The organism is Amycolatopsis sp. cmx-4-61, from assembly GCF_046548775.1.
Taxonomy (GTDB): domain Bacteria; phylum Actinomycetota; class Actinomycetes; order Mycobacteriales; family Pseudonocardiaceae; genus Amycolatopsis.
Map to the genome: position 1 here is coordinate 988,953 of NZ_JAEBEI010000001.1, position 26,590 is coordinate 1,015,542.

Here is a 26,590-nt window from a genome sequence, read left to right on the forward strand (position 1 = left end):
TCTTGCGCCTCCCCCGAGGGGAGCTGCCAAGCTGGCGGCATGCGGTATTCGATCGGCGAACTCGCCCACCGGACCGGGCTGACGGTCAAGGCCGTCCGGTTCTACTCGGATCGCGGCCTCGTGCCGCCGTCCGGGCGCAACACCGCGGGCCAGCGCCGTTACGACGACGCCGCGCTCGCCCGGCTCGACGTCATCCGCGTCCTCCGCGACCTCGGCATCGACCTCGCCACGATCCGGCGGGTGATCGACGGCGAGACCACCGTCGCGGAGGTGGCGGCGGAGCACGCGGCCGCGGTGGAGGTGCAGATCGGCGTGCTGCGCCGGCGCAGTGCGGTGCTGAACGCAGTGGCGAACCGAAGCCCGCGCCCCGAGGAGGCGAGCCTCGTGCACCAGCGGGCCCTGCTGTCCGAAGTGGAACGGCAGTGCCTGGTCGGCGACTTCCTCGCCGACGCACTGGGCGATCGTCCCGAGCTGGCCGGGATCGCGTGCACGTTGACCCCGCACCTGCCCGACGACCCCAGCCCCGAGCAGGCCGAGGCGTGGATCGAGCTGGCCGCCCTGATGCGGGACACGGAGTTCCGCGCGAACCTGCGCCGGCTCGCGGACCGTCACGAACCCGGTTTGCGCCGTGACCTGGCGGCCGAGGTGCGGGACGCCGTCACCCCGGCCGTCGTGGCCGGCATCGTGCCGAAGTCGCCGGCGGCGAAGGCGATCGTCGACGGTCTGGGGCGTGATCCCGCGGAACTGCGGGAATGGCTCCGCGCCGTCAACGACCCACGCCGCGAGCGCTATGTGGAGTTATTGGGGGTGATAAACGGCTGGGCGGCACCGGAAAGCCTGGCTCCCGCCTTCGACTGGCTGGCTGAGGTCATGGCAGCTTGACCGCCTCCCGGATCGATGCCAGCGCGTCGTCCACCGGTCGGGCGTCGAGACGGCGTCCGTCGCGCAACCGCACGGAAAGCCGGCCCGCGGCCACTTCCTGCGGCCCGAGGACGGCTTGGTACGGCGCCAACCGCCCGTCCCGGATTCGCGCGCCGAGGCTGCCTTCCGAGGCGATCTCGGCCCGCAGGCCGCCGCACCGGTCCAGGAGTTCCCGCGCGTAGGGCAACTCCGCGGCGGACACCGGCAGCAGCCGGAGCTGCACCGGCGCCAGCCAGGCCGGGAACGCACCGCCGTGGACCTCGATCAGCTGGGCGACCGCGCGCTCGACGCTGCCGATGATGCTCCGGTGCACCATGACCGGCCGGTGCTTCGCGCCGTCGGCCCCGACGTACTCGAGGCCGAACTGCGCGGGTTGGTGGAAGTCGACCTGCACGGTGGACAGGGTGGATTCGCGGCCGGCGCCGTCGGCGATCTGGACGTCGATCTTCGGCCCGTAGAACGCCGCTTCGCCCTCGACAGCGTCGTACGGGAGGTCGCCGAGGACCGACCGCAGGATGGCCACGGCGGCGTCCCAGTTCCCGGACACGTACTTCCCGCCGGGACCGGGCAGGGAGAGCCGGTAGCGCGCCGGGCGGATGCCGAGCGCGTCGTAGGCCCGCCGGATCAGCGCCAGCGCGTCCGCGGCCTCGGCCTCGACCTGCTCGAGGGTGCAGAACACGTGCGCGTCGTTGAGCTGGATCGCCCGCACCCGGCTCAGGCCGCCGAGCACGCCGGACAGTTCGCTGCGGTACATCCCGCCCATTTCAGCGAGCCGCAGCGGCAGCTCGCGGTAGCTGCGGCCCTTCGAGCGGTAGATCAGCGCGTGGTGCGGGCACAGGCTCGGCCGAAGCACGAGCTGTTCGCCGCCGACGTCCATCGGCGGGTACATGTCGTCGCGGTAGAGCGACCAGTGCCCGGAAATCTCGTACAGCTCGCGTTTGCCCAGCACCGGCGAGTGGACGTGCCGGTACCCGGCCCGCCGTTCGAGGCCCCGGACGTACTCCTCCAGGCTGTGGCGGACGATCGCGCCGTCGGGCAGCCAGTAGGGCAGGCCGGCGCCGATCAGCGGGTCGGTGCCGAACAGGCCGAGTTCGCGGCCGAGCTTGCGGTGGTCGTGCATGGTGGACTCCCTGGTGGACGGCGGGGCGGGAGACCACAAGACGAAGCCCGGGGCACCCGCCCCGGGCTCGAAACGTCGTTCAGCGCGCCGGGACACTCTCCGGCGTCGTCGTCTGTCCAGCGCGCTTCATGGAATCGACGGTAGCAGCGCCCGCCAGCCGTTTTCAGGCGTTCAGGAACAGCTCCAGCTGCTCGACGACGAACGCGTGGTCGTCGGCCTGCGGCAACCCGGACACGCCGACCGTGCCGACCGGCCCGACCCCGCGCACCAGCACCGGGAAGACGCCACCGTGGGCCGCGTACAGGTCCAGGTCGAGGCGGGAGTGCTCCTCGAACGAGCCGCCCTTCGCGCGGAACTGCGTCCCGATCAGGAACGAGCTGTGCCCGTAGCGGTCGACGACGCGGCTCTTGCGGTCGATCCAAGCGTCGTTGTCGGCCGATGTCCCGGGCAACGCGGCGTGGAAGAGCCGCTGGCCGTTGCGCCGGACGGAGATCGTGACCGGGAGCCCGCGTTCCCTGGCGGCCGTCAGCAGTTGCTGGCCGAGGGCGAGAGCGGTCTCGTTGTCGAACTTCGTGAACTGGAGGCGTTCCTCCTGCTCGGCGAGCTGGGCGAGGCGGTGGGCTTCGGTCATGGAAACATTAAATCAACACTGTTGTGTAATCACCAGTGGTGAACTGGAGGTCCACCACGTCCGTACAACAGGCGAGGAGGTTGGGGCATGGGCCGGATCCGTCGTCGCACGGTGCTGGGCGGCGCGGCCGCGGCCACGGTCGCCGGCGCGCTGCCGGTGGCCTGCGCCCCCGTGCCGAGGAAGGGCACGATCGACGACGTCCGCCACGTCGTCGTCCTCATGCAGGAGAACCGGTCGTTCGACCACTACTACGGCACCATGGCGGGCGTCCGCGGCTTCGGCGACCGCGCGGCCCTGCGTGACGTCTTCCGCCAGCGCGGCGACCGGGGCGGTCCGGTGCTGCCGTTCCGGATCGACACGTCCGTTGTGGACGGTCAGGACCTCGGCGAGCTGCCGCACGACTGGAACAGCACCCACCGCGCGTGGAACGACGGCGGGTACGACCGCTGGATCGCGGCGAAGAGCCCCATGACGATGGGGTATTTCACGCGCGAGGACATCCCGTTCCAGCACGCGCTGGCGAGCGCGTTCACCCTGTGCGACCACTACTTCTGCTCCATCCAGGGCCCGACCCACCCGAACCGGCTCTACCACTGGACGGGCACCATCGACCCCGACGGCGTCGCCGGCGGCCCCGCGACGCACAACGCGCCGGACTACCAGCCCTCGTTCCGCTGGACGACGTACCCGGAGCGGCTCGAGGCGGCGGGCATCTCCTGGCGGGTCTACGCGAACGACGAGGAGCGCGGCGTCCCCGAGCACTTCGTCGGCGACTACGGCGACAACCCGCTCTGGATGTTCCAGAACTTCCACGACGCGCTGTACTCGATGGACCCGGTGAAACGCCGGCTGGCCGAGCGCGCGAACCTCCGCAAGCAGTTCGAGCCCGATTCGGGGAAGGGCAAGGACCTCGACCACGTGCTGGCCGGCTTCCTTGCCGACTGCGCGGCCGGCACGCTGCCCGCCGTCTCGTGGGTCGTGGCGCCGTACGGCTACTGCGAGCACCCGGCGGCGCGGCCGGTCGACGGCGCCGCCTACGTCCAGCGCATGCTGAAGGCGCTGTGGGACGAACCCGGCCTGTGGGAGTCGACCGTCGTCTTCGTCAACTACGACGAAAACGACGGGTTCTTCGACCACGTCGTCCCGCCGACCCCGCCGCCCGGCACGCCCGGCGAGTACCTGCCGGGCCACCGGCCGGAGAAGGGCGGGGCGTCCGGGTCGCCCGTCCCGATCGGGCTGGGGCCGCGCGTGCCGATGACCGTCGTTTCGCCGTGGAGCCGCGGCGGCTGGGTGAACTCGCAGGTCTTCGACCACACGTCGGTACTGCGGTTCCTCGAAACCTGGACCGGCGTGCGCGAGCCGAACATCTCGGCCTGGCGCCGGGCCATCTGCGGCGACCTGACCAGCTGTTTCGACTTCCGCGCGCCCGACACGACCATCCCGCTGCTGCCCGACGCGAACGCGTTGCGCACCGAAGCCGACCGGACGCAGCGACGGCTGCCGAAGCCGGGACTGGGGCCGGGCGCGCTGGTGCAGGACCCCGGCACGGCGAAGGCGCGTCCGCTGCCGTACCAGCCGGTCGCCTGGGTCTCGGCCGATCCGCAGACCTTGCACCTGCACCTGGCCAACCACGGAACGCACGCGCTGCAGCTGGCCGCCTACGCCTACCACGCGGGCGGGACGTCGCAGCGCTTCGACGTCGGCCCGAAGAGCGAGCTGACCGGCGAAATCGCGCACGGCGGGGCCTACGACGTCGCCATCCACGGCCCGAACGGATTCGTCGTCGAGGCCTCCGGCGGCCTGGGTCTCGACGCCGTCGTCACGTTCGCCGGAACGCCCGCACTGAGCGTCAAGGTGACCAACAGCGGGCCGTCACCGGTCACGCTGAACGACGTCACGCTCCCACCGGGTGGCGCGCACGACTTCCCGGTGCCGACGAGCCACGGCTGGTACGACGTCACGTTCGAGGCGCCGGGGTGGCGCCGCCGCTTCGCCGGTCACCTCGAGGACGGGCGCCCGTCGCGGACCGGGCCCTGACGCAGGGCGTCGAGCGCGAAGGCCGCGAGCATGGCGACGCCGTGGGGCATCGCGTCCTCGTCGAAGAGCACCCGGTTGGAGTGGTTCGCGGCCGCTTCGGCCGGATCGACGCCGGGCGGGCACGCGCCGAGGAACGCGTAGGCGCCGGGAACCCGTTGCAGGACGTAGGAAAAGTCCTCGGCGCCCATCAGCGGGTCGGCGAGCAGCTCGACGTGGTCCGGCCCAAGGACTTCCGCGCCCAGCCGCAGCACCTCGGCCGCGATCCGGTCGTCGTTCACCGTCACCGGGTAGCCCGGTTCGACGTCGGCGACCACGCGGCAGCCGTAGGCCGCGCCGACCTGCTCGCACACCTTGGGCAGCTCGGCGCGGACCAGCGCGCGCGTCTGCTCCGACAGCGTGCGGATCGTGCCTTCGAGCTCGGCGGTCTCCGGGATGATGTTGGACGTCGTGCCGGCCTGGATCCGGGTCACCGAGAGCACCGCGGGGTCGAACACGCTGACCCGCCGCGTGATCATCGTGTGCAGCGCCCCGACCATGGCCGCGGCCGCCGGCACCGGGTCGATCGTGTGCTGCGGCGCCGAGCCGTGGCCGCCCTTGCCGGTGACGCGCACGTGGAACGAGTCCGCCGACGCCATCAGCGGGCCGAGCCGCAGCTGCAGCAGCCCGCTGGGCGCGTTGGCGAGGATGTGCACGCCGAACGCGCGCTCGACCCGCGTGCCCGCCGCGTCCAGCACGCCCTCGTGGATCATGAACCGGGCGCCGTGGTGCCCCTCCTCGCCGGGCTGGAACATGAACACGACCGACCCGGCCAGCTGGTCCCGGCGCCCGGCGAGCAGCCGCGCCGCCGAAGCCAGCATCGCCACGTGCGTGTCGTGCCCGCACGCGTGCATCGACTCCGGGTCCTCCGACGCGAAGTCGAGGCCGGTCTCCTCGGTCAGCGGCAGCGCGTCCATGTCGCCGCGCAGCAGCACCGCGGGGCCGGGCCGTCCGCCGCGCAGGACCGCCGTCAGCGACGTCGTGGCCTTGCCTTCGGTGATCTCCAGGGGCAGGCCGTCGAGCGCCTCCCGGATCGCCGCCTGCGTCCGCGGCAGGTGGAGGCCCTGTTCCGGGTGGCGGTGCACGGCCCGCCGGAGGGCGACCGTGCGGCCTTGCAGCGCCCGCGCGTCGTCGAGGAGCCCGGCGAACGGCGTGCCGGGCAAGGTGGGCAGGTCAGTGGGGCCGGTCATGGTCCCGATAGTGCCCCATGCGGCGGTTCGGGCGCACCGTGCGTGCGCCGGAACGACGGGCGGAATACGGTGTGCGCATGGCGGTGGATGAGCCGGTCACGGGCTTCGCGGTGGCAGTGGTCCGGGAAGACGGTCGGTGGCGGTGCAGTGCGCTCGACCCGGGGGCGCTGACCGAGCTGGACGCAGCGATCACTGAACTGGGCAAACTACGTTCCACCGGGGCGAGCTTCGGGCTGCTGGCGGTCGACGACGAGTTCTTCGTCATCGTCCGGCCGAGCCCGCGGGGGCCGTCGCTGCTGCTCTCGGACGCGGCGGCGGCGCTGGACTACGACATCGCGGCCGACGTCCTCGACGTCCTGCGCGTCGACCCGCCGGACGAGGAGGACGACGCCGTCTGGCCCGAGGGCGACCTGGAGATCCTGGCCGATCTCGGGCTGCCCGGGCCGGAGCTGGAGGTCATCGTCGGCGAGGTCGACCTGTACCCGGACGAGCAGCTGCAGATGGTCGCGCAGCGCTGCGGGTTCGGCAGCGAGTTCGCCAAGCTCCTGGACGAGCTCTGAGACGCCCGTCCGACACCGAGGCCGTGGAGGCGGCGCTGGAAGCGGCGCGCGCCCCCGGCTCGGACGTGCCGATCGGCGCGGTGGTGTTCGGCCCCGACGGCGTGCCGCTGGCCGCGGCCCGCAACGCCCGCACCGAGCTGGGCGACCCGACAGCGCACGCGGAGATCCTGGCCCTGCGCGCGGCGGCCCGCGTGGTGGGCGACGGCTGGCGGCTCGAGGGCTGCACGCTGGCGGTGACGCTGGAGCCGTGCACGATGTGCGCGGGCGCGCTGGTGCTGGCCCGCATCGCGCGGCTGGTGTTCGGGGCGTGGGAGCCGAAGACGGGCGCGGTGGGCTCGCTGTGGGACGTCGTCCGCGACCGGCGGCTCAACCACCGCCCGGAGGTCCACGGCGGCGTCTTGGTGGACGACTGCGCGGCGGTCCTGGAAACGTACTTCGCGACGCGCCGCTGACCTGCTCGAAGCGGCGAGAGCCACCCCTGGTTCGGGGCGCCGGAGGGTTCCGGTATTGTTCTCGGCGGTGGCGTGTCCGAGCGGCCGAAGGAGCACGACTCGAAATCGTGTGACGGCTAATCCCCGTCCGTGGGTTCAAATCCCACCGCCACCGCTCATCCGGACCCCCGGTCAGCTCAGCTGGCCGGGGGTCCGTGGCGTTCGGGGGTGGTTCGCTTGACTTGAAGGGCCCTTCAAGTGTGAGCGTGGTCGGCACAAGCTGATCACCAGGAGCGCACCATGACCGTTCTCGTCACCGGGGCCACCGGCCACACCGGACGTCACGTCGTCGCCGGCCTGCGGGCCGCGGGCGTCCACACGAGAGTTCTCGTGCGGGACAAGGCCAAAGCCCCGGACGGCGTCGACGTCGTCCAGGGCGACATCACCGATACCGCCGAAGCCGCCGAGGGGGTCGAGGCCGCGTACCTCCTCTGGCCCTTCGCCACCGCCGACGGTGTCGAGAAGGCCCTGAAACCCCTTGCGGGCAGGAAAATCGTCTACCTCTCCGCCATGTCCGCCGAGCACGGGGGTGTCTGGGGCGGCGTCGAAGCCGCCGTTCGCCGGGTCACCGGCGACTGGACCTTCCTCCGCGTCACCGGCCTCGCCACCAACGCCCTCGCCTGGGCGGAGCAAGCCCGGACCGGCGTCGTCCGGGCACCCCACGGCCAGGCGAAACGCTCTGTCGTCCACGAGCGTGACGTCGCCGACGTGGCGGTCAAGGCGCTCACCGAAGACCACAAAGGACAGAGCTACCTCGTCACCGGCCCGGAATCCGTGGCCCAGGCGGAACAGGCGCGGCTCATCGGGGACGCGCTCGGCCGGCCGGTCAGGTGGGAGGGGCAGCCGCCGGAAGAGGCGAAAGCGCAGATGAGTGCCTATCTCGGTGCGGAATTCGCGGCCGGTGCGGTGGACTACTGGGCGTCGCTGGTCGAGCATCCGGAACCCGTGTCACCGGACGTCGCCCGGGTCACCGGGCATCCCGCGCGGCCCTTCGCGGAGTGGGCCCGCGAGCACTTCAGCTGAGCTCGACCGCCGGGGTCGTCAACGGCTCCACCTCGGCCAGCAGCGATGACAAGGAGGCGATCTTCGCGGACACGGCCCGGACCACCGCCGTGCAGGCGGCGCCGACCTCGCTCACCACCTCGGCCGAGCGGTCGCCCGCCAGCACCGCCGACACCGGGTCCGCCGCGGCGGCAGCGAGGGCGCAGACCTCGGCGGCCGCGGCCTCCGCCAGCTCGTCCAGCCGGTCGGCGATGCGGGCACCCAGCGCCGCCGTCGCCGCGGCCGCGCGGGCCGCCGCGGCGTACTGACTGTCCACTGTGTCCGCCCAGGTCCCGAAACTTTCGGCACTGCCACCGTTCTCGGCGCGTTCGACGCCGGCGCGGAACTCCGTCTGCGCCGAGGTCACCCCGAGCGCTCCGGCGTCGACCGCCGAGGCGGACGTGCGGATCGACGCCGGGGAGCAGTCGAGGTGCCGCAGCGCCGCCACCGGGTCGGGGACGCCGAGCCGGCCGGCCGCCGCGCGCAACGCGGACAGCTGCGCCGCGGCCGACGACAGTGCCGGGTGTTCGAAGACCTCGGCGGTCACGGCGCCACCGCTAACCGCCCCCGGAAACCGGTGCTCCGGGTGCTCACCGCCACCATGCGCAGCCGTCCCGCCAGGTCGGACGTCGCGTCGCCGAGGACGCGCGCGTCCGCCTCGCGCGCCGCCAGCGTCGCCGCCCAGCGCGCCGCGAGTTCGCGCGCCTGCGGCGAGATGCCGAACGGCGTCGAATCGACGCGGGCCTCCGCGAACCTGCCCGCCGCTTTGTCGTCGGCGGCGGCCGCCTGGTCCAGCTGGTCGGCCGCCGTCCGCAGCCGCTCGGAACTCTTCGCGGCGTTCCGGGCGGCGAAACCCCCGGCCCCGGGGCGAAGCTCCGGGTTGTCACTGTCGATCCGCGAGCCTCTGCCTTCCGGCATGGGGACCTCCGTCGTCAAGGGCGCTCACCCGATCGGGGAAGATCTTGCCTCATGCTCCCGAGCCGCCCGCATCGCGGTGACCTGCGGCGTTGCCGGCGTTCCACCAAGTGGACGGCTTGACCGCGCCTCGGGAAGAAAGCGACCATGGACACATGCCCGCCACCTCGGAAAGCACGCCGATCCGGGCCTCCGTGCGGTCGATCGGGGAGGGCGTCGTGGAGCTCCTGCTGCGCCGCGGCCGCCTGGGTTCGCCGCCCGCCTGACGCGAACCCGGCGTCCCGATTCCCCGAAAACCCTTGGAGCACAACCATGTCCGTAGATCTTCCTGCCCGGATTCAGCTGCGCGGAGCTGTGACGCCCGCGGATGGCATCGTCGAAGGCCCCCGGATCCTCCGTGACCGCAGCGGAGGCCGTACGCGCTGTTCACCCTCCGCCCGCTGGGCCGGGTGATCGGCGCCGAGGTCGACGGCGTCGACCTGGGCGCGCCGGTGTCCGCTGACCTGCGCGAAGAGCTGAACCACGCCCTGCTGGAGTGGAAGGTGCTCTTCTTCCGCGACCAGCGGATCACCTCGGCGCAGCAGCGGGCCTTCGCCGCGAACTGGGGCGAGCTGGAGACGAACCCGTTCATCCCGAAGGGCGACGACGACGCCGTCACGCGCTTCGAACGCACCGCGGCCATGCCCGGTTACGAGAACATCTGGCACACCGACGTCACCTGGCGGCCCGACCCGGCCCTCGGTTCGGTGCTGCGGCTGATCGAGGTCCCGCCCGTCGGCGGCGACACGATGTGGGCCGACATGGCCGCCGCCTACGACAACCTGCCCGAAGCCGTCCGCGCCCGCATCGACGGGCTCACCGCGGTGCACGACTACCTCCCCGGCTTCGACCGGTTCTCCGATCCCGCGCTGCTGGCGCGCTGGCAGGACCGCTTCCCGCCGGTCGAGCACCCGGTCGTCCGGACGCACCCGGAGACCGGGCGGCGCACCCTGTTCGTCAACCAGGCGTTCACCACGCACATCGTCGGCCTGGACCGCGCCGAGAGCGACCGGCTGCTGCGGTACCTGTTCCTCCAGGCTCACACGCCCGAATTCCAGGTCCGGTTCAGCTGGCGGCCGGACTCGGTCGCGTTCTGGGACAACCGCGCGACCCAGCACTACGCGGTCAACGACTACCACCCGCACGTCCGGATCGCCGAGCGCGTCGCCATCGCGGGCGATCGGCCGTTCTGAGCCTTAACCTGGGGTCATGACCGATGAACCCAAAGCGGTGGTGACCGGTTTCCTCAACGCCCTCGAAGCCCTCGACGTCGACCGCGCGCTGACGTTCGTGGCGAGCGACATCGTGTACCAGAACGTGCCGTTGCCGCCCGCCCGCGGCGTCGCGGCGGTCGAGAAGCAGCTGCGCGTCATGGCCAAGTACGGCTCCGGGTTCGAGGCGCGCACGCACCACATCGCCGCGGACGGCAACGTCGTGCTCACCGAACGCACCGACGTCCTGCGCCGCGGCGCGTGGGAAGCGGAGTTCTGGGTGTGCGGCACGTTCGAGGTCGAGGCGGGCCGGATCGTGCTCTGGCGCGACTACTTCGACTGGACGACGGTGCTGGCCGCGAGCGCGAAGGGTGCCGGGCGGGTCGCGCTGGCCGGCGCGCGCACGCTGCTCGGCCGCTACAAGGGGCGGCAGGCGGTGCGCTAGACGCGGTGCTCGCCGCGGTCGTGGTCCCGAAGGTCCACGACCGCGGCTATCCCCAGCACCAGCACGAACACGCAGCTGAGAACAATCAGCCCCCACATGATCGTTCTCCCTCCCCCCGTGTCGTGCCGACAGCGAGCTGTCGGGGAGTGGTCTGTGCCACTTTTCCGGCGGCTCACGCAGACCGTACCGCCGCTTCACGCCGGTTGTTCCGGCCCTTGACCTTCATTTAAGGCAGATGCGCCGGATGGGTGACAAGGCCGTGTCCGGCTGTCACAGAACGGGCGCGATCCGTTACGCGCCAACGGCTATCGATGCGATTCCGCTCTGGACGGTCACCTTCGCCGACCGCGCGGCCGAGACCTCCGCGACGTAGCGCAGCACCTGGTCCGCCTCGGCTCCGGCGAGGGGCTCGCACTCGCCGTCCGCGTTCCGTCGCACCGGGATGAGCTCGATCCGTGGTTCGTCGCCCAGCATGCACCCGGCCAGCAGCCCGTCCGGCCGGTCGGAGACGAGGTTGCCGAGGCTGTGGAGGATCGGACGGCCGCGGTACACCTCGACGGCCTGGATGGTCTGCGGCCCGTGCCCGGCGACGAGATCGGCGCCGGCGTCGATCGCCGCGCGGCCGTAGGTGATCTGGTACTCGGTGAGCTCGGGCCCCGGCAGGCCCCAGTGCATCGAGACGACGACGTGGTCGTGGGCGCTCTTCGCCCGCCGGACGTCGGCGACGAGCCGGTCGAGGTGCTCGGGGACCGGCGCCGTCCGGACGAGCGGCGGGCGGCCCGGGATCTCCGCGACGCGGGGGTCGGGCTGATAAGCCGTGGTCGCAAACGCTTGCGCGACGCCCGGAGCGTCCGGCTGCGCGGCTTGGCCAGGCGAGCGGAGCGAGGTGTACGCGAGGAAAGCGACGGTTTCGCCGGACCGCTCGAGGACCGCGGGTGCGTGCGCGGCGTCGAGGTTGGCCCCCGCGCCGCAGTGCGCGATCCCGACGTGGTCGAGGACGCCGAGGGTCGCCATCGCGGCGGCCGGGGCCTGGGGCGCGTCGTTGGCGACCGCGACGACATCGATGCCGGTCGACTTCAGCGCTTCGGCCGCCGCCGCGTCGATGGGGCCTTCGAGGTTCGCGAAGCGGACATCGGCGCCTTCGAGCAGCGGGGTCAGCCGGCCGAAGGCCGCCGGGGGGAGGGTGCGGGCGTGCACCGTGACGTCTCCGCCGAGGACAAGCGTGATCACGAAACCTGCTCTGCCGAGTGAGTGACGACGAAAGTAGTTGTTACGAATCGTTGCACCTTTGTCTTCCTCCTCCTCACTTGTTCGGGGGACTATGCCACGACTGTTCAAGCACAAAGGGGACTCAGGGTGATCAAGACCCACAGATCCAAGGCGGCCTTCACGGTGGCCGTCGCGTCGGGCCTGGTGCTCGGCGGCGTGGCCGCACCGGCCGCGCTCGCCACACCCAGCACCGACGCGGTCATCGCCGAGGTCTACGGCGGTGGTGGCAACTCCGGAGCGACGCTCACCAGCGACTTCGTCGAGCTCGCCAACCGCGGCGCGGCCGCCGCGAGCCTGGCCGGCTTCAGCGTCCAGTACCTGCCCGGGTCGGCGAGCCCGTCGAGCACGTGGCAGGTGACGCCGCTGACCGGCAGCGTCGCGCCGGGCGGCCGCTACCTCGTCGCCGAGGGCAAGGGCTCCGGCGGCACCGTCGCGCTGCCCACACCGGACGCGACCGGCACGATCGCGCTGTCGGCCACCGCCGGCACGATCGCCCTCGTCTCCGGCACGACCGCGCTGACCTGCAAGACCGCCGCCGACTGCGCGGCCGACGCGCGGATCAAGGATCTCGTCGGCTTCGGCTCGGCGACCGTGCGCGAGGGCAACCCGGCCGCGGCGCCGTCGAACACGACGTCCGTCGCGCGCGGCACGGCACTGGCCGACACCGACGACAACGCGGCCGACTTCGCCGCCGGCGAGCCGACCCCGACCAACACCGCGGGCGAGTCGACGGGCGGGGACACCGGCCCGGCGCCGACCCCGGCGAAGATCCACGACATCCAGGGCACCACGCGCATTTCGCCGTTCAAGGACAAGAAGGTCGGCGACGTCACCGGCGTCGTCACCGCCACCCGGACCTTCGGTTCGTCACGGGGTTTCTGGCTCACCGACCCGAACCCGGACAACGACCCGCGCACCAGCGAAGGCCTGTTCGTCTTCACCGGCTCGACGAGCCCGGCCGTCGCGGTCGGCGACGCGGTGACCGCGACCGGCACCGTCCGCGAGTTCTACCCGGACGCGCCGGCGACGTCGAACTACCAGTCGCTCACCGAGCTGAGCAGTGCACAGTGGACGGTCGGCTCGCACGGGAACGCACTCCCGGCGCCGACGGTGCTGAACCCGGACACCGTGCCGGAGACGTACGCGCCGTCGCCCGGCGGGAACATCGAGCCGCTCACCCTCGAGCCGTCGAAGTACGCGCTCGACTTCTGGGAGGCGCACGAGAGCGAGATCGTCTCGATCAGCGACGCGCGGGTCGTGGGCCCGACGAACACGTTCAACGAGCTGTACGTGACGTCGAAGCCGGACCAGCACCGGTCCGTGCGCGGCGGCAGCGTCTACCTCGGGTACGACCAGCTCAACAGCGGCGTGATGAAGGTTTCGTCGCTGATCCCGTTCGCCGAGCGGCCGTTCCCGAAGCTCAACGTCGGTGACGTGCTGACCGGCACCACGTCCGGGCCGGTCGAATACAGCAACTTCGGCGGCTACACGCTGTTCGCCAGCGTGCTCGGGACCGAAAAGGACAACGGGCTGCAGGGCGAAACCACGCGCAAGCAGCGGACCGGCGAGCTCGCGGTGGCGACGTACAACGTCGAGAACCTGGCGCCGGGCGACCCGCAGGCGAAGTACGACCGGCTCGGCGAGGCGATCGTGACGCACCTGGCGACGCCGGACATCGTGAACCTGGAGGAGATCCAGGACAACACGGGCGCGACCGACGACGGAACTGTCGCGGCCGACCAGACGCTGCAGAAGTTCACCGACGCCATCGTGGCCAAGGGCGGCCCGCGCTACCAGTGGCGCGAGATCGACCCGGTGAACGACTCCGACGGCGGCCAGCCGGGCGGCAACATCCGCGTGGCGTTCCTGTTCAACCCGGCGCGCGTCTCCTTTGTGGACCGTCCGGGTGGGACGCCGACGTCCGCGGTGGGCGTCGTCCGCGAGCACGGCAAGGTGCACCTGACGACGTCGCCGGGCCGGGTCGACCCGGCGAACGAAGCCTGGACGACGAGCCGCAAGCCGCTGGCGGGCGAGTTCGTCTTCAAGGGCCGCACGGTTTTCGTCATCGCCAACCACTTCAACTCCAAGGGCGGCGACCAGCCGACGCACGGCCGGTTCCAGCCGCCGGCCCGGAGTTCCGAGGTGCAGCGGGCGAAGCAGGCGACGGTGCTGCGCGGGTTCGTGGATTCGGTGCTGGCCGCCGATCGCAGCGCGAACATCATCGTGGCGGGTGACCTGAACGACTACCCGTTCTCGCCGGCGGTCCAGACGCTCACCGCGGGTGGCGCGCTGAAGGACCTGATCGCGTCGGTGCCCGAAGCCGAGCGGTACAGCTACGTCTTCGAGGGCCAGTCCCAGGTGCTGGACCACATCCTGGCGTCGAAGGCGCCGCGCGGGGTGGACTACGACGTCGTCCACATCAACGCGGAGTTCGCCGACCAGGCCAGCGACCACGACCCGCAGGTGGTCCGGTTCCGGCCGGGCGCGGGCAACCCGGTCGAGGACGCGCTCTACGACTTCCTCGACTGGCTGGACCGGATCTTCTAGATCTCACTGCTGTGGAGCCACCTCCGGGCACCTCGCCCGGAGGTGGCTTTTTTTGGTGGTGACACCTTCGGGTGACGACGAAACCGCGGAGCGTCGGCGGCCGTCTTACGGTGTGATGGGACCACACGGGGAGGGTGGCGTGGACGGGTACGCGGTGAAGATCGACGAGCTGGGCAAGCTCATCGACGACCTCGGCACGGCGGCGGACCGCATGACCGAGGCCAACAAGAAGCTCGGCGGCGGCGGTGCGTTCGGCTCGCTGGGGACGGCGGAGCTGGGCAAGGCCGGCGGCGAGTTCGAGGAGGCCTGGGGCTTCGGCATCGACCGCTTGGGCAAGGCGGCTTCGGGCGTGACGGAGCGGCTGAAGGCGGCGAAGCAGAAGTACGAGCAGATCGAGGCCCAGTTCGGCGACGAGCTGGGGAGGTTCGGCTCGGCGGTGCTGGGTGATCCTTCGGGCGAGGGGCGCACGGGGGCGGCTCGGGGGCAGTATCCCGAGGTCGGGCCGCCTGCCGGGGGTGCGGTTGGGGGCGACCCCGGTGGGGTGCCGGGTATCGGCGGGCCGGTGGAGCCGGGCGCGGGGCCGGTGGGTGGTGGGTATACCGGTGGAGTGCCGGGTATCGGGAGGTTGGCCGAGCCGGGCGCGGATCCGGACGAGGGGCCGGTGGGCGGCGGATATACCGGCGGGGTGCCGGGTATCGGGAGGCTGGCCGAGCCGAGCGTGGACCGCGGTGACGGCCCGGTCGGTGGTGGTTACACCGGTGGGGTGCCGGGCATCGATGGGCTGGCCGAGCGCGAGAACTCGGGCGACCGGCCGGTCGGCGGCGGCGCCACCGGCGGCATCACCGACCTGTTGAACGGTCTCGACCGGTGACCGCCCGCGATTTCCCGGCCCTGGGCTTCGACCCGGCGCCCGGTGACCTCGACGGCATCACCGACCTGGCCGGCAAGTACCGGGCCGTCGGCGACGACCTCACCGAAGCCGACGATTCGCTCCGCCGGATCGTCCGGAAGCAGGGCGTCTGGCAAGGCGAGGCGAGCGAAGCCTTCGCCCGCCGCGTCGGGCCGCTGCCGGACTACCTCGATGGTGCCGCCAAGTCGATGAGCCGAGCCGCCGAGGCGCTCGATGGCTGGGCTCACGCCCTCGGCGACCTGCAGAAACGCGCGGCCGAGCTGGAGGCGCGCGCGGAAGCGGCCGCCCAGGCGGCCGAGCAGGCGCGGGCGAACCCGGACCTGGCGCTAGCCAACCGGACGTTCCCGGACCAGCAGTCCCTCCAGCTCGCCCAGCGCCTCCTCGACAACGCGGGCCGGCAGCTCCAGGCGGCCATCGACGGCTGCCAGAACGTCCAGGACGCGGCGAAGCAGCTGCAGCAGGAGCACACGGAAGCCGCGGCCCGGGTCGCCGAAGAGCTGCGGAAGGCGAAGGAACCGGCCCCGGACGAGCCGGACCTGCTCGACAAACTCGACGACGCCGTCGGCGGGGCACTTGTCGACTTGTCGAACACCCTCGCCGACGGGGTCGACGAGGCGTGGAACTTCGTCCAGGACCACGCGGAGGTGGTCGCCAAGGTCTCGGACGTGCTCGGTGACATCGGCAACGGCCTCGGCGTCCTGAGCGACTTCCTGCCACCGCCGGTCGGCGAAGTGGCGAGCGGCGTGGCCACCGGGCTGGGGCTCGCGGCGCTCAGCGGGCACGCGCTGGCCAAGGAGGCCGGAGCCGACGTGTCGACGGAAACGCTGATCTTCGACGTGGCGGGCGCGGTCACGTCGCTGGCCGGGGCCGCGGACGTGGTGCCCGATGCCGCGATCAAGGTCGCGACCTATGGTTTCCTCGTGAACCAGGGGATCGGCGAAGTGGCCGGCCGCAAGAACTTCGAGAGCCCGTGGGACGACTTCCAGAACTACTGGGTACCGAAGGACATGGGCCAGGCGGCCGTCGTCGCCGGAACGCTCGTCGCGGGTCCGGCTCCGTGGGCCGTGGTCGCCGGGGTCAACGCCGTCGACGCCGGGATGCAGGCCGACAACGCGCCGGAGCGCCGCCGTGCGCGGGCGGAAGACGAGGTGTGGAACTGATGCCTCTGGAAATCGACCTGCCGCCCGGGTTCGCGGGCATGCCGGTGGGCACCGACGACAAGCTGAACCGCGGCCACGCCTGGATGGTGGCCGAAACCGTCGCGTCCACCGCCAGCGTCGAACAGTTCGGCAGCTACCTGATGGCCCTGGTGCCCACCATGCAGGCCAACGGCATCCGCGTGTTCGGCAAGTTCGCCGTCGGCCCGCGGAAGGGTGACGTCGCCACCTTGACGCTCGGCGTGGCGCAGTGGCCGGAGACCGCGCCCGGCAGCCGGGACGCCCTGGTCGCCGCCATGGCCGAGGAGTACCGCGGCCGGCACAAACGCGCGGTGGTGCAGCCGGTCCGGCTGCCGATCGGCCCGGCGATCGTCGCCATCAGCGGCGGGGAGTTCCACCTGCCCGAGCGGGACGTCCGGACGCAGATCAAGGCGGAGTACCAGATCCCGCTGCCGGACGGCCGGTCCGTGGTGATCCTCTCGGTCGTCGCGGAATCGGAGGACGCCTGGCCGGCGGTCGCCGAGGCGACGGCGAGGGTCGCCTGGAGCCTCCGCAGCGGGGAGATCGCATGAACAACGCACAGCTCATCGACGAAATGCGCTGGCAGCTCAAGCAGATCGAAGACCGCAAGGCGGAGAACCAGCGCCTCCTCGCCGGGATCGCCGGCCACGGGCACACGACCGTCGTCTCGCCGGACCGGAGCGTCACCGTGCTCGCCGAGCCGGACGGAATCGTCAGCGAAGTGCGGCTCGCGCCCGAAGCCCTGCGGTTCGACGCCGTCACGCTCAGCCGCATGATCACCGCTGCCATCCGGGAAGCCGTGGCCGCCGGGGTGAAACCCAGCGCTCCGCCACCCAAGCAAGCGCCGCCACCACCGCGAAGGCGAGCCCCCGCGGAGGACGACGATCCCTACGACACCGTCTTCGACGTCTAGGCCGGCGGCGGCTGCTCGCCCCGCTTCGCGGCCGCGCGCTTGGCCCGCCAGCCCAGGCCCAGGACCGCCTGCACCAGCTCCTGGTAACTGGGCTTGACCTCCTCGAGGTACCGCTCGAGGTAGGCCGCGCGCGCGGTGGGGACCGGGCGTGGGGCGTCGCCCGGGGCGAGCCAGGGCAGGCCCTGGATGTTGTGCAGCGCCATCTTCCACCAGCGCGTTGCGCGTTCGGCTGCCCGAGTCTCGCGCTCGACCGCCACCTCGATCGCGGCCGTCGCGGCCTCGATCTCCTTCTCGAGGGCTTCGGCGCGCGCCAGTTCCCACTCGCGCAGGTTCTCCGCCGAACCCCGGGAGAGGGCGATGATCTCCTTGTACCGCATGGCCGCGGTGGCGCCGTCGTCGGTCATTGCGCGTTCTCCGGACGCTGGAACGGGATGATCACTTCGGGTGCACCGTGGGTGGTGCGGTCGAAGAACAGCGCGCGGCCCGGCCGCGGCGACCAGTGCACGACCTGGCCCGCCGCGAACGGCGACAGCTCGTTGCCCTGGACGTCGAGCGCCGCCCACGTGCCGATGTCGTCGGTGCCGGCGAAGCCCAGCGTGTCCTTGAGCCGGGCGATGCTGCGCCACCAGCCGATCGTGTGGATGCCGTGGCCGGGCCCCTGCTTGAGCACCACACGCAGGTGGTCGAGACCGCTCTTGAGCTGGCCGACCGCCTTGGCCTCCAACGCGGGCAGTGCCGCGTCGACGCCGTACAGCAGCAGCACCTTCGCGCCGCCGGACATCGAGCCGGTCATCGACTCGAGGACGCCGGTCAGGTCGTCGACCAGCGTCGCCGCGTGACCGTCCGCGCGCAATCGCGAAGCCAGCTCCATCGCCGCATCAGCGCACGACTCGATCGGGCAGTTCAGCAGGAACTCGACCTCGCCGGATTCGTACTGCCGGGACAGCGACCGCGCCGCCGAGTCCATGATGGACAGCGCCTCGGCGGTCGCCGAGCCGAGCACCGCGACGTTGCGCCCCGGGGCGCGCGGGAGGTCGACGCCGCACGCCGTCTCCGTCACGTCGATCGACTGGCCGAGCAGGGCCCGCGGCTTCGAGTTCGGCTTCAGGTCCAGGTAGGCCGGGAACTGTTCCAGGACCGGCGAATGCGCGCCGTCGAACAGGCGCGGCCGCGGGAAGTGGCCCGCGTACTCCTCCCACAGCCGGTGCTGCAGCCGGACGAACACGTTCTTGCTGCTGGCGTCCGGGATGTGGGCCAGCTGGTTGCCGTGCGCGACACCGGAGTCGTGGTTGATCACCCCGTGCCACTTCGGGGCCGACACCGCCGCGTTGTTCGTCTCGGCCAGCACGCGTCGCGCCTTCGGCATCGCGATCCGCAGCGTGCACTGCTCGAACACCGCCGGCTTGCCCCAGAACGCCTCGATGCCGGCGACGTCCTGACTGGCCAGCACCATGTGGATGCCCTGCGACCGGCCGCGCCGCGCGATGTCCTCCAGCAGCTGCGTCGCGGTGTTGGTGACCTGGTCGCGGCCCGCGAACAGGTACTGGAACTCGTCGATCACCGCGACGATCCGCGGCCAGTGCCCGCCCGGGTCGGCTTCGCGGAGGTCGGCGAGGTTGGTGACCTCGTGTTCCTTCGCGGCCGCGGACCGGCGGCGCAGCTCGTCGGCCAGGAACCTCAGCAGCGCCAGGCCGAACTCGCGGTCGGTGTTGACGTTGACGCCGACCAGCCGCGCGTGCGGCAGCCAGCTCGCGTCCTTGCGTCCCGGCGCCAGCCCGGCGAACGAGACGCCTTCCTTGAAGTCCAGCAGGTACAGCGCCAGCTCCCCCGGGTCGTACCGGGCGGCGAGGCTGCCGAGCAGTGCGTAGAGAAAGTTCGTCTTGCCCGAGCCGGACGGGCCGCCGATCAGCGCGTGCGGGCTCGCGTCGCCGATCACGACCTCGATCGGCTCGCCCTCGTAGAACCCGACGGGGGCGCGCAGTTCCCGCGCGGAGTTTTCCCGGCCCAGCTCCGCGGGCAGCAGGTCGTCGAACGACCGCGGCCCGCCCTGCTTGGCGATCAGCGCCTTGGCGATCTTGTCGACGGCGCGGATCACCTGCGCGGACGGCATCGCGGGATCGAGGTCGACGACCAGGTCGGTGCCGGTCATGCTGCTGACCGCGTGCCGGTCGTCGAGCAGGCTCAGCGTTTCGACGGGCGCGCTCACCGCCGTCGGCACGTCGACCATGATCAGGCAGATGCCGGCGGCCAGCGCACCGCTCGCGACGCGCTTGAGATCGCGGGCGCGTTCGGGCTCCAGGGTCTCGCCGTTGCCGTAGAGCACGACGATGCGGTACGGCTCGCCGCGCTGCCCGGTCTCCTTCCGCATCTCCCGCAACGACGTGTAGCCGGCGGACATGCAGCTGGCGTGGATGCGCCGGATGTGGCCGGCCAGCTCGTCGAGGAGGTCCTCCAGCCGGCCGGGGTCGTACAGCGAAAGCGCGCTGGTGTGGCTGAGCGGGTACAGGTCGGGCAGGATCGCGGTCAGCTGCCCGATGTCCCACAGGTGCACGCGCACCGCGCCGGGTTCGAACGTCGAGAGCACGCGGACCAGCAGGTTCTGCACGATGCCGTCGATCACCGGCCGCGTCTTCGGCGCCGACGTGATCGCCAGGTGCGACTCGTCGAGCAACGGGACGGCGACGTCGAACGTGCGGGTCGCGTCACCCCCGGCGGCGGTCGCGGAGCCGACGCGCCACAGCCCCGGCGACGTCAGTCCCGCGTGGTGCCCGACCGTCCCGAGCCAGTCGCCCGGTGGCAGCCCGGCGGGGCCGGGTGCGTTCTGCGCGACCAGTTCCCGCAGGGTGGCGGGCCCCTGGCTCCAGTCGGTGTAGAAAGCGCTTCGCACGCTGCCGAGGGCGGCGAACACTTCGTGCGCGGCGGGGTGGCGGGACCACTCGTTCTGCTGCTCGGCACTGGCGTGGTTCATGCCGACCTTGACGATGTCCCGCTCCAGCTGGAGCTTGGCGAGGTCGGCTTCCGCGGCTTGGCGTGCCCCGGCCGCCGCGCCCAGCACCAGTCCGATCTGATGGCGGACCCGGTCGAGTGCGGTTTCGACGCGGTTGCGTTGCTCGGCTGATCTGTTGGCCATCGGCGTCCCCAAGAAAAGGTGGTCCCCTAGAAGGATTACAGGCGCGACCGGTATCCGCTCACCAGATCCTCGGCGGCGTGCAGGCGGACGAGGAGCTGGTCCAGCCCCTCGCCGGCCTGTGCGTACTGCGAAGGAAGCCAGGGATCGGCCTTGGCCTGGGCATCCACGAGAGCTTGCCGTGCTTCTCCGAGCAGGCTCGTGGCCCGTTCGGAGTGGGCGCGCGCGTCGGCGAGCCCGGTGACGGCAGCGGTGAGCAGCTGGTGGAGTTCGGCGAGCGTCATCCGGCTTACAGACGCGCCGAGTAGGAGTCGGCGGAGGAAATGCTTGCTTGGACGGTGCTCTGCAAGCCGTTGATGCCTTGCAGGGCTTCCGCCAGGAGTCCGTGCGCCTGGCTCACTTCGTGCTGGCTGCTCCCTTGGGTCGCCTGTGCGAGCGACTGCTGGGCTTCTTCGAGAGACTGCGCTGCCTGCTGCAGGGCGGCGATGCTCGCGGACGCCTTCTCGTTGGCGAGCGCGATGCCAGCGCGGATCTCTTCGACTCCGGCCATCGGGCCTCTACTCCTCGAAATCTGGGTGTCGTACGGGGACGGATTCCATTGAAACAGATCCAGCGACTCAGCGTGATCATCAGACTTTGCGGAGTGATCGCGGGCCCGCAATCAGCAAGGCCCCGGACGTGGGAACGTCCGGGGCCGAGCCAATCACGGTCTGTGCGGGGGTCGTCCCGGCACCAGTACCGCACACTGAAGTCGCCGGCCAGCGCTACCCCAGGTCAGAGCGGTTGTCGTGCCACTACTGGCCTTTCTCGACAGGGGGCGGGCGAGGTGCTGGTGAGACTAGCGCGACCGGAGTAACAGCCTTCGATCAGCCCTGTTCGTAACTCCCTGTACAGGCAAAGAATTCCGCAGCGCCGAAGGCATTTCATGTTCGAGTGGGCCGAAAGTGCCGCGCAACCGTATCCGGCTCATACCGACGGTGGGTCGCGCCGCGACGGCGGACTCAGCGAGCGAAGGGGAGGAAGACGACGAAACGCCGGGCGGCCCGCGAAGGCTGCCCGGCGTCTCGTCTGCTTCAAGCGCGGAGGATACAGGATTCGAACCTGCGAGGGCGTGAACCCAACACGCTTTCCAAGCGTGCGCCTTAGGCCGCTCGGCCAATCCTCCGCCGGAGACTTTACCGGATGGCCTCCGGCGCCCCCGAAGGTGGGTCAGGCCGTGACGTCGGCGACCACGCACGTGATGTTGTCCGGGCCGCCGCCTTCGTTGGCCAGGCGGATCAGTTCCGGGATTACCTCGGTCGGCTCCGCGCCGTCCGCCAGGACGTCGCGCAGGGTCGCTTCGGAGACCGGGCCGCTCAAACCGTCCGAACAGAGCAGGTAGCGGTCGCCGGGCTGCGCCTGGAACGTCCAGATGTCCGGGTCGCCCGAGCCCGCCGTCTGCAGCGCTTTCATCAGCAGCGAACGCCGGGGGTGCGACTCCGCGTCCTCCGCGGCGACGCGGCCGTCCTCGACCAGGGCCTGCACCAGCGTGTGGTCGCGGGTCAGGCGGCGCAGGGTGCCGTCGCGCAGGAGGTAGCCGCGGGAATCGCCGATGTGCGCCGCCGCGAACTCGACACCGTCGAACAGCAGAGCCGTCAGCGTGGTGCCCATGCCTTCGGTCGACGGCTCCTGCGAGGCCACCTCGTGCAGCCGTTCGTCGATCGACTTGACCACGCCGGCCAGGGTGGCGGCCAGGTCCACGTTCGTCAGATCGACCCGCCGGAGGTCGATCTCGAGCTCCCGCAGCACGTCGACCGCCGTCGCGCTGGCGACCTCGCCGTGCGGCTGGCCGCCGATGCCGTCGGCGACGGCGAGCAGGCGGGAACTCGCGTACACCGCGTCCTCGTTGACCCGGCGACGCTTGCCGACGTCCGACCCCGCGGCGTACCGCAGGACGTACCGATCGTGTGTCATGCCCCCATGAAAGCATTGGTTGACTGAGTTCACAAGCGTCTCGGCTGAATGGAGCATCCTCCGATAGAGTCCTCGCCATGGACGACGATGCCACGGTCAGCGCGGCCGACATCGCGCGGCTGGCCGGGGTCGGCCGCGCCGCGGTCAGCAACTGGCGCCGCCGGTACCCCGACTTCCCGCAGCCGGTCGGTGGCACGGCGTCGAGCCCGCTGTTCGGCCTCTCCGCCGTCGCCGGCTGGTTCCGCGCCCGCGGCAAGAAGTTCGAGCTGAGCGCCGGCGAACGCGCGTGGCAGCGCTTGCGCGCCCTCGGCGACGACCTGGACCTCGCCGAGCGGGTCAGCCGCGCCGGCGGCTTCTTCGCCTACCAGGCCGGCCTTTCCGACACCTTCGACAGCGAACTCGGCGACCCGGAACTGCTCACCCTGCTCGGCGAGCTGACGCACCAGGCCGGACCGGTCGAGGCGTTCGAGCTGGTGTGCCGCCGGTACTTCGAGGCGCATTCACGGCGGTTGTCGGCCACACCGGAACCGGTCGCCGAGCTGATGGCCCGGCTCGCCGGCCCGGTGTCCACCGTCCTCGACCCCGCGTGCGGCTTCGGCGCGCTCGCGCTGGCGAGCGGCGCGAAAACCGTGCTGGCCCAGGACAGCGACCCGATGACGGCGTCGATCGCGGCCCTGCGGCTGAAGTTGCGCGGCATCGAGACCGAGGTCCACGCGGTCGACGCGCTGCGCGAAGACGCCTTCGCCGGCCGGACCGCCGAAGCCGTGTTGTGCGATCCGCCGTTCAACGAGCGGGCCTGGGGTCACGACGAGCTGGTCGGCGACGAGCGCTGGGAATTCGGCCTTCCCCCGCGCGGCGAACCCGAGCTCGCCTGGGTGCAGCACTGCCTCGCCCACGTCGAACCCGGTGGCCCGGTGGCGATCCTGATGCCGGGCGCGGCGGCCGGCCGGCGCAGCGGCAAGCGCATCCGCGGCAACCTGCTGCGCGCGGGCGCGGTCCGCGCGGTCGTCACGCTGACCCCCGCGGGCCCCGACCTCTGGCTGCTGCGGCGGCCGGCGCCCGGGGAGCGTGCACCGTCCACCGTGCTACTCGGCGAAGCGGGCGACGACCTGTCCACAGTGGACGAAATGTGGCAGGAGTTCCGCGCGCGCCCGGAATCCGGCGTCCGCATCATCGACCTGCTCGACGACGACGTCGACCTCACGCCGGCCCGCCGCCGCGCCCGGGACGAGGACCCCGGGCAGGCCTTCCAGGCCGTGCGGGCCCGGTTCGCGGAACTGGCCCCGCAGCTGCCCCCGCTCGCGGCGGCGGACGCCGAACCGGCGTTCACCACGATCGGCGAGCTGGTCAAGGCCGGGGTCGTCGAGGTCAGGTACGCGCCGGTGCGCGCGGACGCCGAGCACCCGCTCGCCGAGCCGGGGGACGTCGTCGCGTCGGTGACCGGCATCGCGTACGTCCACAGTGGACCACCGCGGCCGGTGGGCGCCGGGCTCACGGTGTACCGCGTCGACGCCGGCCGGCTGGACGCGGACTTCCTCGCCGGCTGCCTGCGCGCGGCCGACCTGCCCGCCGCGTCGGCGTCCACCCGGATCGACGGCAGGCGCGTGCGGATCCCGCGGCTCCCGCTCGCCGTCCAGCGCGAGTACGGCGGGGTCTTCAAGGAACTCGCGGAGTTCGACGACGTCCTTCGCCAGGCGGCGGAAACGGGCCGTGAGCTGGTCCGGCTAGGCTTCGCGGGACTTGTCGGAGGACGGCTCAGGCCGGGCCACTAGGGGAACGGATGCTGATCGCCGACCGCTACGAGCTCGACGAGCTGCCGCTCGGCCGCGGCGGGATGGGCGCGGTGCACGGCGGGTACGACCGCAGGCTGGGCCGCCGCGTGGCGATCAAGCTGCTCAGGCTGCCGGGCCGGGACGAAGAACTGGAAGCCCGCTTCGCGCGGGAAGCGCGCATCCTGGCGACGCTCGACCACCCCGGCGTCCCGACGCTGTACGACTACGGCACCCACGACGACCGGTTGTTCCAGGTCATGCAGTTCGTCGACGGTGTCACGGTGGCCGACCTGCTCGCCGAGCACGGGCCGCTGCCGGTGCCGTGGGCCGCGGCGATCGCGGCGCAGGCGTGCGCGGTGCTGACCGCCGCCCACGCGCTCGCCGTCTGCCACCGCGACCTCAAGCCGTCCAACCTGATGCTGGGCCCCGACGGCGGCGTGAAGGTGATGGACTTCGGGCTGGCCGTGCTCCGCGAAGCCGACGCGGCCCAGTTCACGCGGGCCGGGCAGCTGCTGGGCACGCCGTCGTACATGGCACCCGAGCAGATCCAGCGCGGCGGCGCCGAACCGCGCAGCGACCTCTATGCGCTGGGCTGTGTGCTGCACGAGATGCTCACCGGGCGGCGGCTGTTCGACGGGCCGACCGCGTACGCGGTGTTCGAGCGGCAGGTCAAGGAACTGCCGCCGCCGGTGCCGGGCGTCCCGAAACCCCTGAACGCGCTGCTCGCCGAGATGCTGGCGAAGGATCCGGAAGGCCGCCCGGCCGGCGCCGCCGTGCTGTACGAACGGCTCGGCGCGTTCGTCGGCGGGCTGCCGCCGCTGCCGGGGTTCCTGGTCCCGCCGTCGGTGCCCAGCCCGGGCCGGATGTACGCGCGGATGCTGGGCCGCGTCAGCGGCTGAACGCGGGGCGCCGGTCGGCGAGCGGCAGGCCGCCGCGCCGGATGCGCCGGTAGGTCGTCGCGTTCTGCACCGCGATGCTCAGGCCGAGGCTGAGCGCGACCGACGCCGACGTCAGCGGCCCCGTGACGCCGAGGGCGGTACCCAGCGCGACGACGCCGATCCGGACCGCGACCGTCAGCGCCCACAACCCGATCGTGACGACCGAACCCTTCTGGAACGTCGAGCCGTCACGCGCGGTCAGCGTGGTCGTGGTGCTGCGCAGCACACCGAGCCCGGCGAGCAGCAGCAGGTCGGCGGCGAGCAGGCCCAGCTCGGCCGCGGACGCGCCGGGCAGCGCTTCCAGCGCCAGGAACCCGCCCACCGCCACGAGCAGCAGCGGCATCGTGACCAGCGCCCTTCGGCTGAGCAACGTGCCTCTGACCTGCTGGTAGACGACCCGGTACAGGACGAGGGCGGTGATGGCGGCGTAGAGCAGGACGCTGGACATTCCGGGGCTCCCCTGGGTTTCGAAGGTCGCTCCCAGCGTCGGCGAACGGCGCCCGGAACGCGTCGGCCCGCGGATCGGACCCGGGTGGATCCGCCGGTTCCACCCCCGGGTGGAGGCCGGCTGGCCAAATCGTGACCTTCGCCGACGAACCTCGAACGGGTGACGATCGTCTTTACCGGTGTCCAAACGCGATGATCGAGACAGCTGGGGGTACCGGATCGTGAAGAGGCTTCTGGCGGGAGCGGCCGCGCTGGCCACCGCGTTCGTGCTGGCCGCCTGCTCCGGCGGGGGCTCGGCCGGCGGGGCGAACGCGGGCGGCGGAGCCGTCGCCGCGGCGGGGACCGGCGGCGGGACGCCGACGACCTCGAGCACCACCTCCACGCCGGTCAGCACCGTCACGGTGCCGTCGTCGACGCCCACCCCGGCGTCCACGACGCCGAAGCCGGCGCCGACCAGTACTTCGGCCAAGCCGAAGCCGACCCCGAAACCGCAGCCGAAACCGCAGCCGCAGCCCGCGGCGAACCCGGACGTCCCGTGCGCGGCGGCGGCCGCGGCGCCGGGCACCGCGGCCTGCGTCGACATCTCGGCGCACAAGGCGTGGATCCTGCAGGCGGGCAAGGTCGTCTACGGACCGGTGCCGATGCTGCCGGGCCGCAAGAGCAACCCGACCCCGACCGGCACGTTCCACGTGCTGTCGAAGGAAAAGATGCACCTGTCGAAGGAATTCGACAACGCGGAGATGCCGAACTCGGTGTTTTTCTACCCGGGCGACGCCTTCCACACGGGCAGCCTCTCGGTGTACTCCCACGGCTGCATCCACCTGTCGGCGGGCGCGTCCCTGAAGTTCTTCAACACGCTGCACATCGGCGACGTCGTGCAGGTCGTCCCGTAACCCGCC

At 71.9% G+C, this 26,590-nt stretch carries 26 protein-coding genes, 2 tRNA genes and 1 pseudogene; 16 read left to right on the plus strand and 13 right to left on the minus strand.

Annotated features, from left to right (window positions below; translation table 11 throughout):
- Positions 1–39 precede the first annotated feature (39 nt).
- The gene (locus ACLJOU_RS04860) at positions 40–882 is read left to right on the plus strand and encodes a MerR family transcriptional regulator (protein ID WP_410563503.1); all 843 of its coding nucleotides are present in this window, start codon (positions 40–42) and stop codon (positions 880–882) included.
- On the opposite strand, the gene thrS is transcribed toward ACLJOU_RS04860, so the two are convergent.
- Positions 869–2,080, minus strand: a complete 1,212-nt coding sequence (gene thrS, locus ACLJOU_RS04865; RefSeq protein WP_410563506.1) for a threonine--tRNA ligase — start codon at positions 2,078–2,080, stop codon at positions 869–871. The genes ACLJOU_RS04860 and thrS overlap by 14 nt on opposite strands.
- Before the next feature lie 124 nt (positions 2,081–2,204).
- The gene (locus ACLJOU_RS04870; RefSeq protein WP_410563508.1) at positions 2,205–2,672 is read right to left on the minus strand and encodes a heme-degrading domain-containing protein; all 468 of its coding nucleotides are present in this window, start codon (positions 2,670–2,672) and stop codon (positions 2,205–2,207) included.
- 87 nt (positions 2,673–2,759) lie between these two features.
- Between ACLJOU_RS04870 and ACLJOU_RS04875 the strand changes: the two genes are divergently transcribed.
- Positions 2,760–4,709, plus strand: a complete 1,950-nt coding sequence (locus tag ACLJOU_RS04875) for a phosphocholine-specific phospholipase C (RefSeq protein WP_410563511.1) — start codon at positions 2,760–2,762, stop codon at positions 4,707–4,709.
- On the opposite strand, the gene ACLJOU_RS04880 is transcribed toward ACLJOU_RS04875, so the two are convergent.
- Positions 4,670–5,935 carry a M20 metallopeptidase family protein gene (locus ACLJOU_RS04880; protein WP_410563513.1) on the minus strand — a complete coding sequence of 422 codons (1,266 nt, stop codon included), beginning with the start codon at positions 5,933–5,935 and terminating at the stop codon, positions 4,670–4,672. The genes ACLJOU_RS04875 and ACLJOU_RS04880 overlap by 40 nt on opposite strands.
- Positions 5,936–6,012: 77 nt before the next feature.
- Here ACLJOU_RS04880 and ACLJOU_RS04885 point away from each other — a divergent pair, with 77 nt between their 5' ends.
- From ACLJOU_RS04885 to ACLJOU_RS04900, 4 genes are all read left to right on the plus strand, one after another.
- A complete protein-coding gene (locus tag ACLJOU_RS04885) occupies positions 6,013–6,495 on the plus strand; it encodes a tRNA adenosine deaminase-associated protein (protein WP_410563516.1) in 483 nt (160 codons plus the stop codon).
- A 23-nt stretch (positions 6,496–6,518) separates the two neighbouring features.
- Positions 6,519–6,947 carry a nucleoside deaminase gene (locus tag ACLJOU_RS04890; RefSeq protein WP_410563519.1) on the plus strand — a complete coding sequence of 143 codons (429 nt, stop codon included), beginning with the start codon at positions 6,519–6,521 and terminating at the stop codon, positions 6,945–6,947.
- 66 nt (positions 6,948–7,013) lie between these two features.
- Positions 7,014–7,101 (plus strand) — tRNA-Ser (locus tag ACLJOU_RS04895).
- Between the two features lie 125 nt (positions 7,102–7,226).
- Positions 7,227–8,009: an NAD(P)H-binding protein gene (locus ACLJOU_RS04900; protein ID WP_410563521.1), complete on the plus strand. Its 783-nt coding sequence runs from the start codon at positions 7,227–7,229 to the stop codon at positions 8,007–8,009.
- On the opposite strand, the gene ACLJOU_RS04905 is transcribed toward ACLJOU_RS04900, so the two are convergent.
- Both ACLJOU_RS04905 and ACLJOU_RS04910 read right to left on the minus strand, forming a co-directional pair.
- Complete coding sequence (locus ACLJOU_RS04905) at positions 8,002–8,574, minus strand: hypothetical protein (RefSeq protein WP_410563523.1); 573 nt, start codon at positions 8,572–8,574, stop codon at positions 8,002–8,004. The genes ACLJOU_RS04900 and ACLJOU_RS04905 overlap by 8 nt on opposite strands.
- The gene (locus ACLJOU_RS04910) at positions 8,571–8,945 is read right to left on the minus strand and encodes a hypothetical protein (RefSeq protein WP_410563526.1); all 375 of its coding nucleotides are present in this window, start codon (positions 8,943–8,945) and stop codon (positions 8,571–8,573) included. The genes ACLJOU_RS04905 and ACLJOU_RS04910 overlap by 4 nt, the downstream gene beginning before the upstream one ends.
- A 309-nt stretch (positions 8,946–9,254) precedes the next feature.
- On the opposite strand from ACLJOU_RS04910, the pseudogene ACLJOU_RS04915 reads away from it, so the two are divergent.
- Both ACLJOU_RS04915 and ACLJOU_RS04920 read left to right on the plus strand, forming a co-directional pair.
- Positions 9,255–10,174 (plus strand): annotated as a pseudogene (locus ACLJOU_RS04915) (TauD/TfdA dioxygenase family protein).
- A gap of 16 nt (positions 10,175–10,190) precedes the next feature.
- Positions 10,191–10,637: a limonene-1,2-epoxide hydrolase family protein gene (locus ACLJOU_RS04920; RefSeq protein ID WP_410563529.1), complete on the plus strand. Its 447-nt coding sequence runs from the start codon at positions 10,191–10,193 to the stop codon at positions 10,635–10,637.
- A 291-nt stretch (positions 10,638–10,928) separates the two neighbouring features.
- Here the strand turns inward: ACLJOU_RS04920 and ACLJOU_RS04925 are convergent, their stop codons facing one another.
- Positions 10,929–11,867 carry a CapA family protein gene (locus tag ACLJOU_RS04925; protein WP_410563531.1) on the minus strand — a complete coding sequence of 313 codons (939 nt, stop codon included), beginning with the start codon at positions 11,865–11,867 and terminating at the stop codon, positions 10,929–10,931.
- A gap of 126 nt (positions 11,868–11,993) precedes the next feature.
- On the opposite strand from ACLJOU_RS04925, the gene ACLJOU_RS04930 reads away from it, so the two are divergent.
- The 5 genes from ACLJOU_RS04930 to ACLJOU_RS04950 all read left to right on the plus strand — a co-directional run bounded on the left by ACLJOU_RS04930 (position 11,994) and on the right by ACLJOU_RS04950 (position 17,454).
- Positions 11,994–14,453, plus strand: a complete 2,460-nt coding sequence (locus ACLJOU_RS04930; RefSeq protein WP_410563534.1) for an endonuclease/exonuclease/phosphatase family protein — start codon at positions 11,994–11,996, stop codon at positions 14,451–14,453.
- Positions 14,454–14,592: 139 nt separating this feature from the next.
- Positions 14,593–15,324, plus strand: a complete 732-nt coding sequence (locus ACLJOU_RS04935; protein ID WP_410563536.1) for a hypothetical protein — start codon at positions 14,593–14,595, stop codon at positions 15,322–15,324.
- Positions 15,321–16,523, plus strand: coding sequence for a putative T7SS-secreted protein (locus ACLJOU_RS04940; RefSeq protein WP_410563537.1), 1,203 nt, complete (start codon positions 15,321–15,323; stop codon positions 16,521–16,523). Before ACLJOU_RS04935 ends, ACLJOU_RS04940 begins: the two co-directional genes overlap by 4 nt.
- Positions 16,523–17,092 carry a hypothetical protein gene (locus ACLJOU_RS04945; RefSeq protein WP_410563539.1) on the plus strand — a complete coding sequence of 190 codons (570 nt, stop codon included), beginning with the start codon at positions 16,523–16,525 and terminating at the stop codon, positions 17,090–17,092. The genes ACLJOU_RS04940 and ACLJOU_RS04945 overlap by 1 nt, the downstream gene beginning before the upstream one ends.
- On the plus strand, positions 17,089–17,454 hold the full coding sequence (locus ACLJOU_RS04950; protein WP_410563540.1) for a YbaB/EbfC family DNA-binding protein: 366 nt from the start codon (positions 17,089–17,091) through the stop codon (positions 17,452–17,454). Before ACLJOU_RS04945 ends, ACLJOU_RS04950 begins: the two co-directional genes overlap by 4 nt.
- On the opposite strand, the gene ACLJOU_RS04955 is transcribed toward ACLJOU_RS04950, so the two are convergent.
- The 6 genes from ACLJOU_RS04955 to ACLJOU_RS04980 form a co-directional block, all read right to left on the minus strand.
- Positions 17,451–17,858, minus strand: coding sequence for a hypothetical protein (locus ACLJOU_RS04955; protein ID WP_410563542.1), 408 nt, complete (start codon positions 17,856–17,858; stop codon positions 17,451–17,453). The genes ACLJOU_RS04950 and ACLJOU_RS04955 overlap by 4 nt on opposite strands.
- Positions 17,855–20,584: an FtsK/SpoIIIE domain-containing protein gene (locus ACLJOU_RS04960; RefSeq protein ID WP_410563544.1), complete on the minus strand. Its 2,730-nt coding sequence runs from the start codon at positions 20,582–20,584 to the stop codon at positions 17,855–17,857. Before ACLJOU_RS04960 ends, ACLJOU_RS04955 begins: the two co-directional genes overlap by 4 nt.
- 35 nt (positions 20,585–20,619) lie before the next feature.
- On the minus strand, positions 20,620–20,865 hold the full coding sequence (locus tag ACLJOU_RS04965) for a hypothetical protein (RefSeq protein ID WP_003056173.1): 246 nt from the start codon (positions 20,863–20,865) through the stop codon (positions 20,620–20,622).
- 5 nt (positions 20,866–20,870) lie between these two features.
- Entirely contained in the window at positions 20,871–21,131 is a 261-nt protein-coding gene (locus tag ACLJOU_RS04970) for a hypothetical protein (RefSeq protein ID WP_003056176.1), read from the minus strand.
- 530 nt (positions 21,132–21,661) lie between these two features.
- Positions 21,662–21,746 (minus strand) — tRNA-Ser (locus ACLJOU_RS04975).
- Positions 21,747–21,790: 44 nt separating this feature from the next.
- The gene (locus tag ACLJOU_RS04980; protein WP_410563548.1) at positions 21,791–22,534 is read right to left on the minus strand and encodes a PP2C family protein-serine/threonine phosphatase; all 744 of its coding nucleotides are present in this window, start codon (positions 22,532–22,534) and stop codon (positions 21,791–21,793) included.
- A gap of 77 nt (positions 22,535–22,611) precedes the next feature.
- Here ACLJOU_RS04980 and ACLJOU_RS04985 point away from each other — a divergent pair, with 77 nt between their 5' ends.
- Both ACLJOU_RS04985 and ACLJOU_RS04990 read left to right on the plus strand, forming a co-directional pair.
- Complete coding sequence (locus tag ACLJOU_RS04985) at positions 22,612–24,306, plus strand: class I SAM-dependent DNA methyltransferase (protein ID WP_410563550.1); 1,695 nt, start codon at positions 22,612–22,614, stop codon at positions 24,304–24,306.
- An 8-nt stretch (positions 24,307–24,314) separates the two neighbouring features.
- A complete protein-coding gene (locus tag ACLJOU_RS04990; RefSeq protein WP_410563551.1) occupies positions 24,315–25,205 on the plus strand; it encodes a serine/threonine-protein kinase in 891 nt (296 codons plus the stop codon).
- On the opposite strand, the gene ACLJOU_RS04995 is transcribed toward ACLJOU_RS04990, so the two are convergent.
- A complete protein-coding gene (locus ACLJOU_RS04995) occupies positions 25,195–25,692 on the minus strand; it encodes a hypothetical protein (protein WP_410563552.1) in 498 nt (165 codons plus the stop codon). The genes ACLJOU_RS04990 and ACLJOU_RS04995 overlap by 11 nt on opposite strands.
- Positions 25,693–25,912: 220 nt before the next feature.
- Here ACLJOU_RS04995 and ACLJOU_RS05000 point away from each other — a divergent pair, with 220 nt between their 5' ends.
- A complete protein-coding gene (locus ACLJOU_RS05000; RefSeq protein WP_410563554.1) occupies positions 25,913–26,584 on the plus strand; it encodes a L,D-transpeptidase in 672 nt (223 codons plus the stop codon).
- Positions 26,585–26,590: the final 6 nt, after the last annotated feature.

What these genes read in the sequence shown, in the direction of transcription:
- ACLJOU_RS04985 (WP_410563550.1), top strand. Translation starts at nt 22,612, where the DNA reads ATGGACGACGATGCCACGGTCAGCGCGGCCGACATCGCGCGGCTGGCC.
- ACLJOU_RS04860 (WP_410563503.1), top strand. Translation starts at nt 40, where the DNA reads ATGCGGTATTCGATCGGCGAACTCGCCCACCGGACCGGGCTGACGGTC.
- ACLJOU_RS04900 (WP_410563521.1), top strand. Translation starts at nt 7,227, where the DNA reads ATGACCGTTCTCGTCACCGGGGCCACCGGCCACACCGGACGTCACGTC.
- ACLJOU_RS04965 (WP_003056173.1), bottom strand. Translation starts at nt 20,865, where the DNA reads ATGACGCTCGCCGAACTCCACCAGCTGCTCACCGCTGCCGTCACCGGG.
- ACLJOU_RS04980 (WP_410563548.1), bottom strand. Translation starts at nt 22,534, where the DNA reads ATGACACACGATCGGTACGTCCTGCGGTACGCCGCGGGGTCGGACGTC.
- ACLJOU_RS04955 (WP_410563542.1), bottom strand. Translation starts at nt 17,858, where the DNA reads ATGACCGACGACGGCGCCACCGCGGCCATGCGGTACAAGGAGATCATC.
- ACLJOU_RS04970 (WP_003056176.1), bottom strand. Translation starts at nt 21,131, where the DNA reads ATGGCCGGAGTCGAAGAGATCCGCGCTGGCATCGCGCTCGCCAACGAG.
- ACLJOU_RS04885 (WP_410563516.1), top strand. Translation starts at nt 6,013, where the DNA reads ATGGCGGTGGATGAGCCGGTCACGGGCTTCGCGGTGGCAGTGGTCCGG.
- ACLJOU_RS04960 (WP_410563544.1), bottom strand. Translation starts at nt 20,584, where the DNA reads ATGGCCAACAGATCAGCCGAGCAACGCAACCGCGTCGAAACCGCACTC.
- ACLJOU_RS04910 (WP_410563526.1), bottom strand. Translation starts at nt 8,945, where the DNA reads ATGCCGGAAGGCAGAGGCTCGCGGATCGACAGTGACAACCCGGAGCTT.
- ACLJOU_RS04945 (WP_410563539.1), top strand. Translation starts at nt 16,523, where the DNA reads ATGCCTCTGGAAATCGACCTGCCGCCCGGGTTCGCGGGCATGCCGGTG.
- ACLJOU_RS04870 (WP_410563508.1), bottom strand. Translation starts at nt 2,672, where the DNA reads ATGACCGAAGCCCACCGCCTCGCCCAGCTCGCCGAGCAGGAGGAACGC.
- ACLJOU_RS04990 (WP_410563551.1), top strand. Translation starts at nt 24,315, where the DNA reads ATGCTGATCGCCGACCGCTACGAGCTCGACGAGCTGCCGCTCGGCCGC.
- ACLJOU_RS04875 (WP_410563511.1), top strand. Translation starts at nt 2,760, where the DNA reads ATGGGCCGGATCCGTCGTCGCACGGTGCTGGGCGGCGCGGCCGCGGCC.
- ACLJOU_RS04920 (WP_410563529.1), top strand. Translation starts at nt 10,191, where the DNA reads ATGACCGATGAACCCAAAGCGGTGGTGACCGGTTTCCTCAACGCCCTC.
- ACLJOU_RS04995 (WP_410563552.1), bottom strand. Translation starts at nt 25,692, where the DNA reads ATGTCCAGCGTCCTGCTCTACGCCGCCATCACCGCCCTCGTCCTGTAC.
- ACLJOU_RS04950 (WP_410563540.1), top strand. Translation starts at nt 17,089, where the DNA reads ATGAACAACGCACAGCTCATCGACGAAATGCGCTGGCAGCTCAAGCAG.
- ACLJOU_RS04880 (WP_410563513.1), bottom strand. Translation starts at nt 5,935, where the DNA reads ATGACCGGCCCCACTGACCTGCCCACCTTGCCCGGCACGCCGTTCGCC.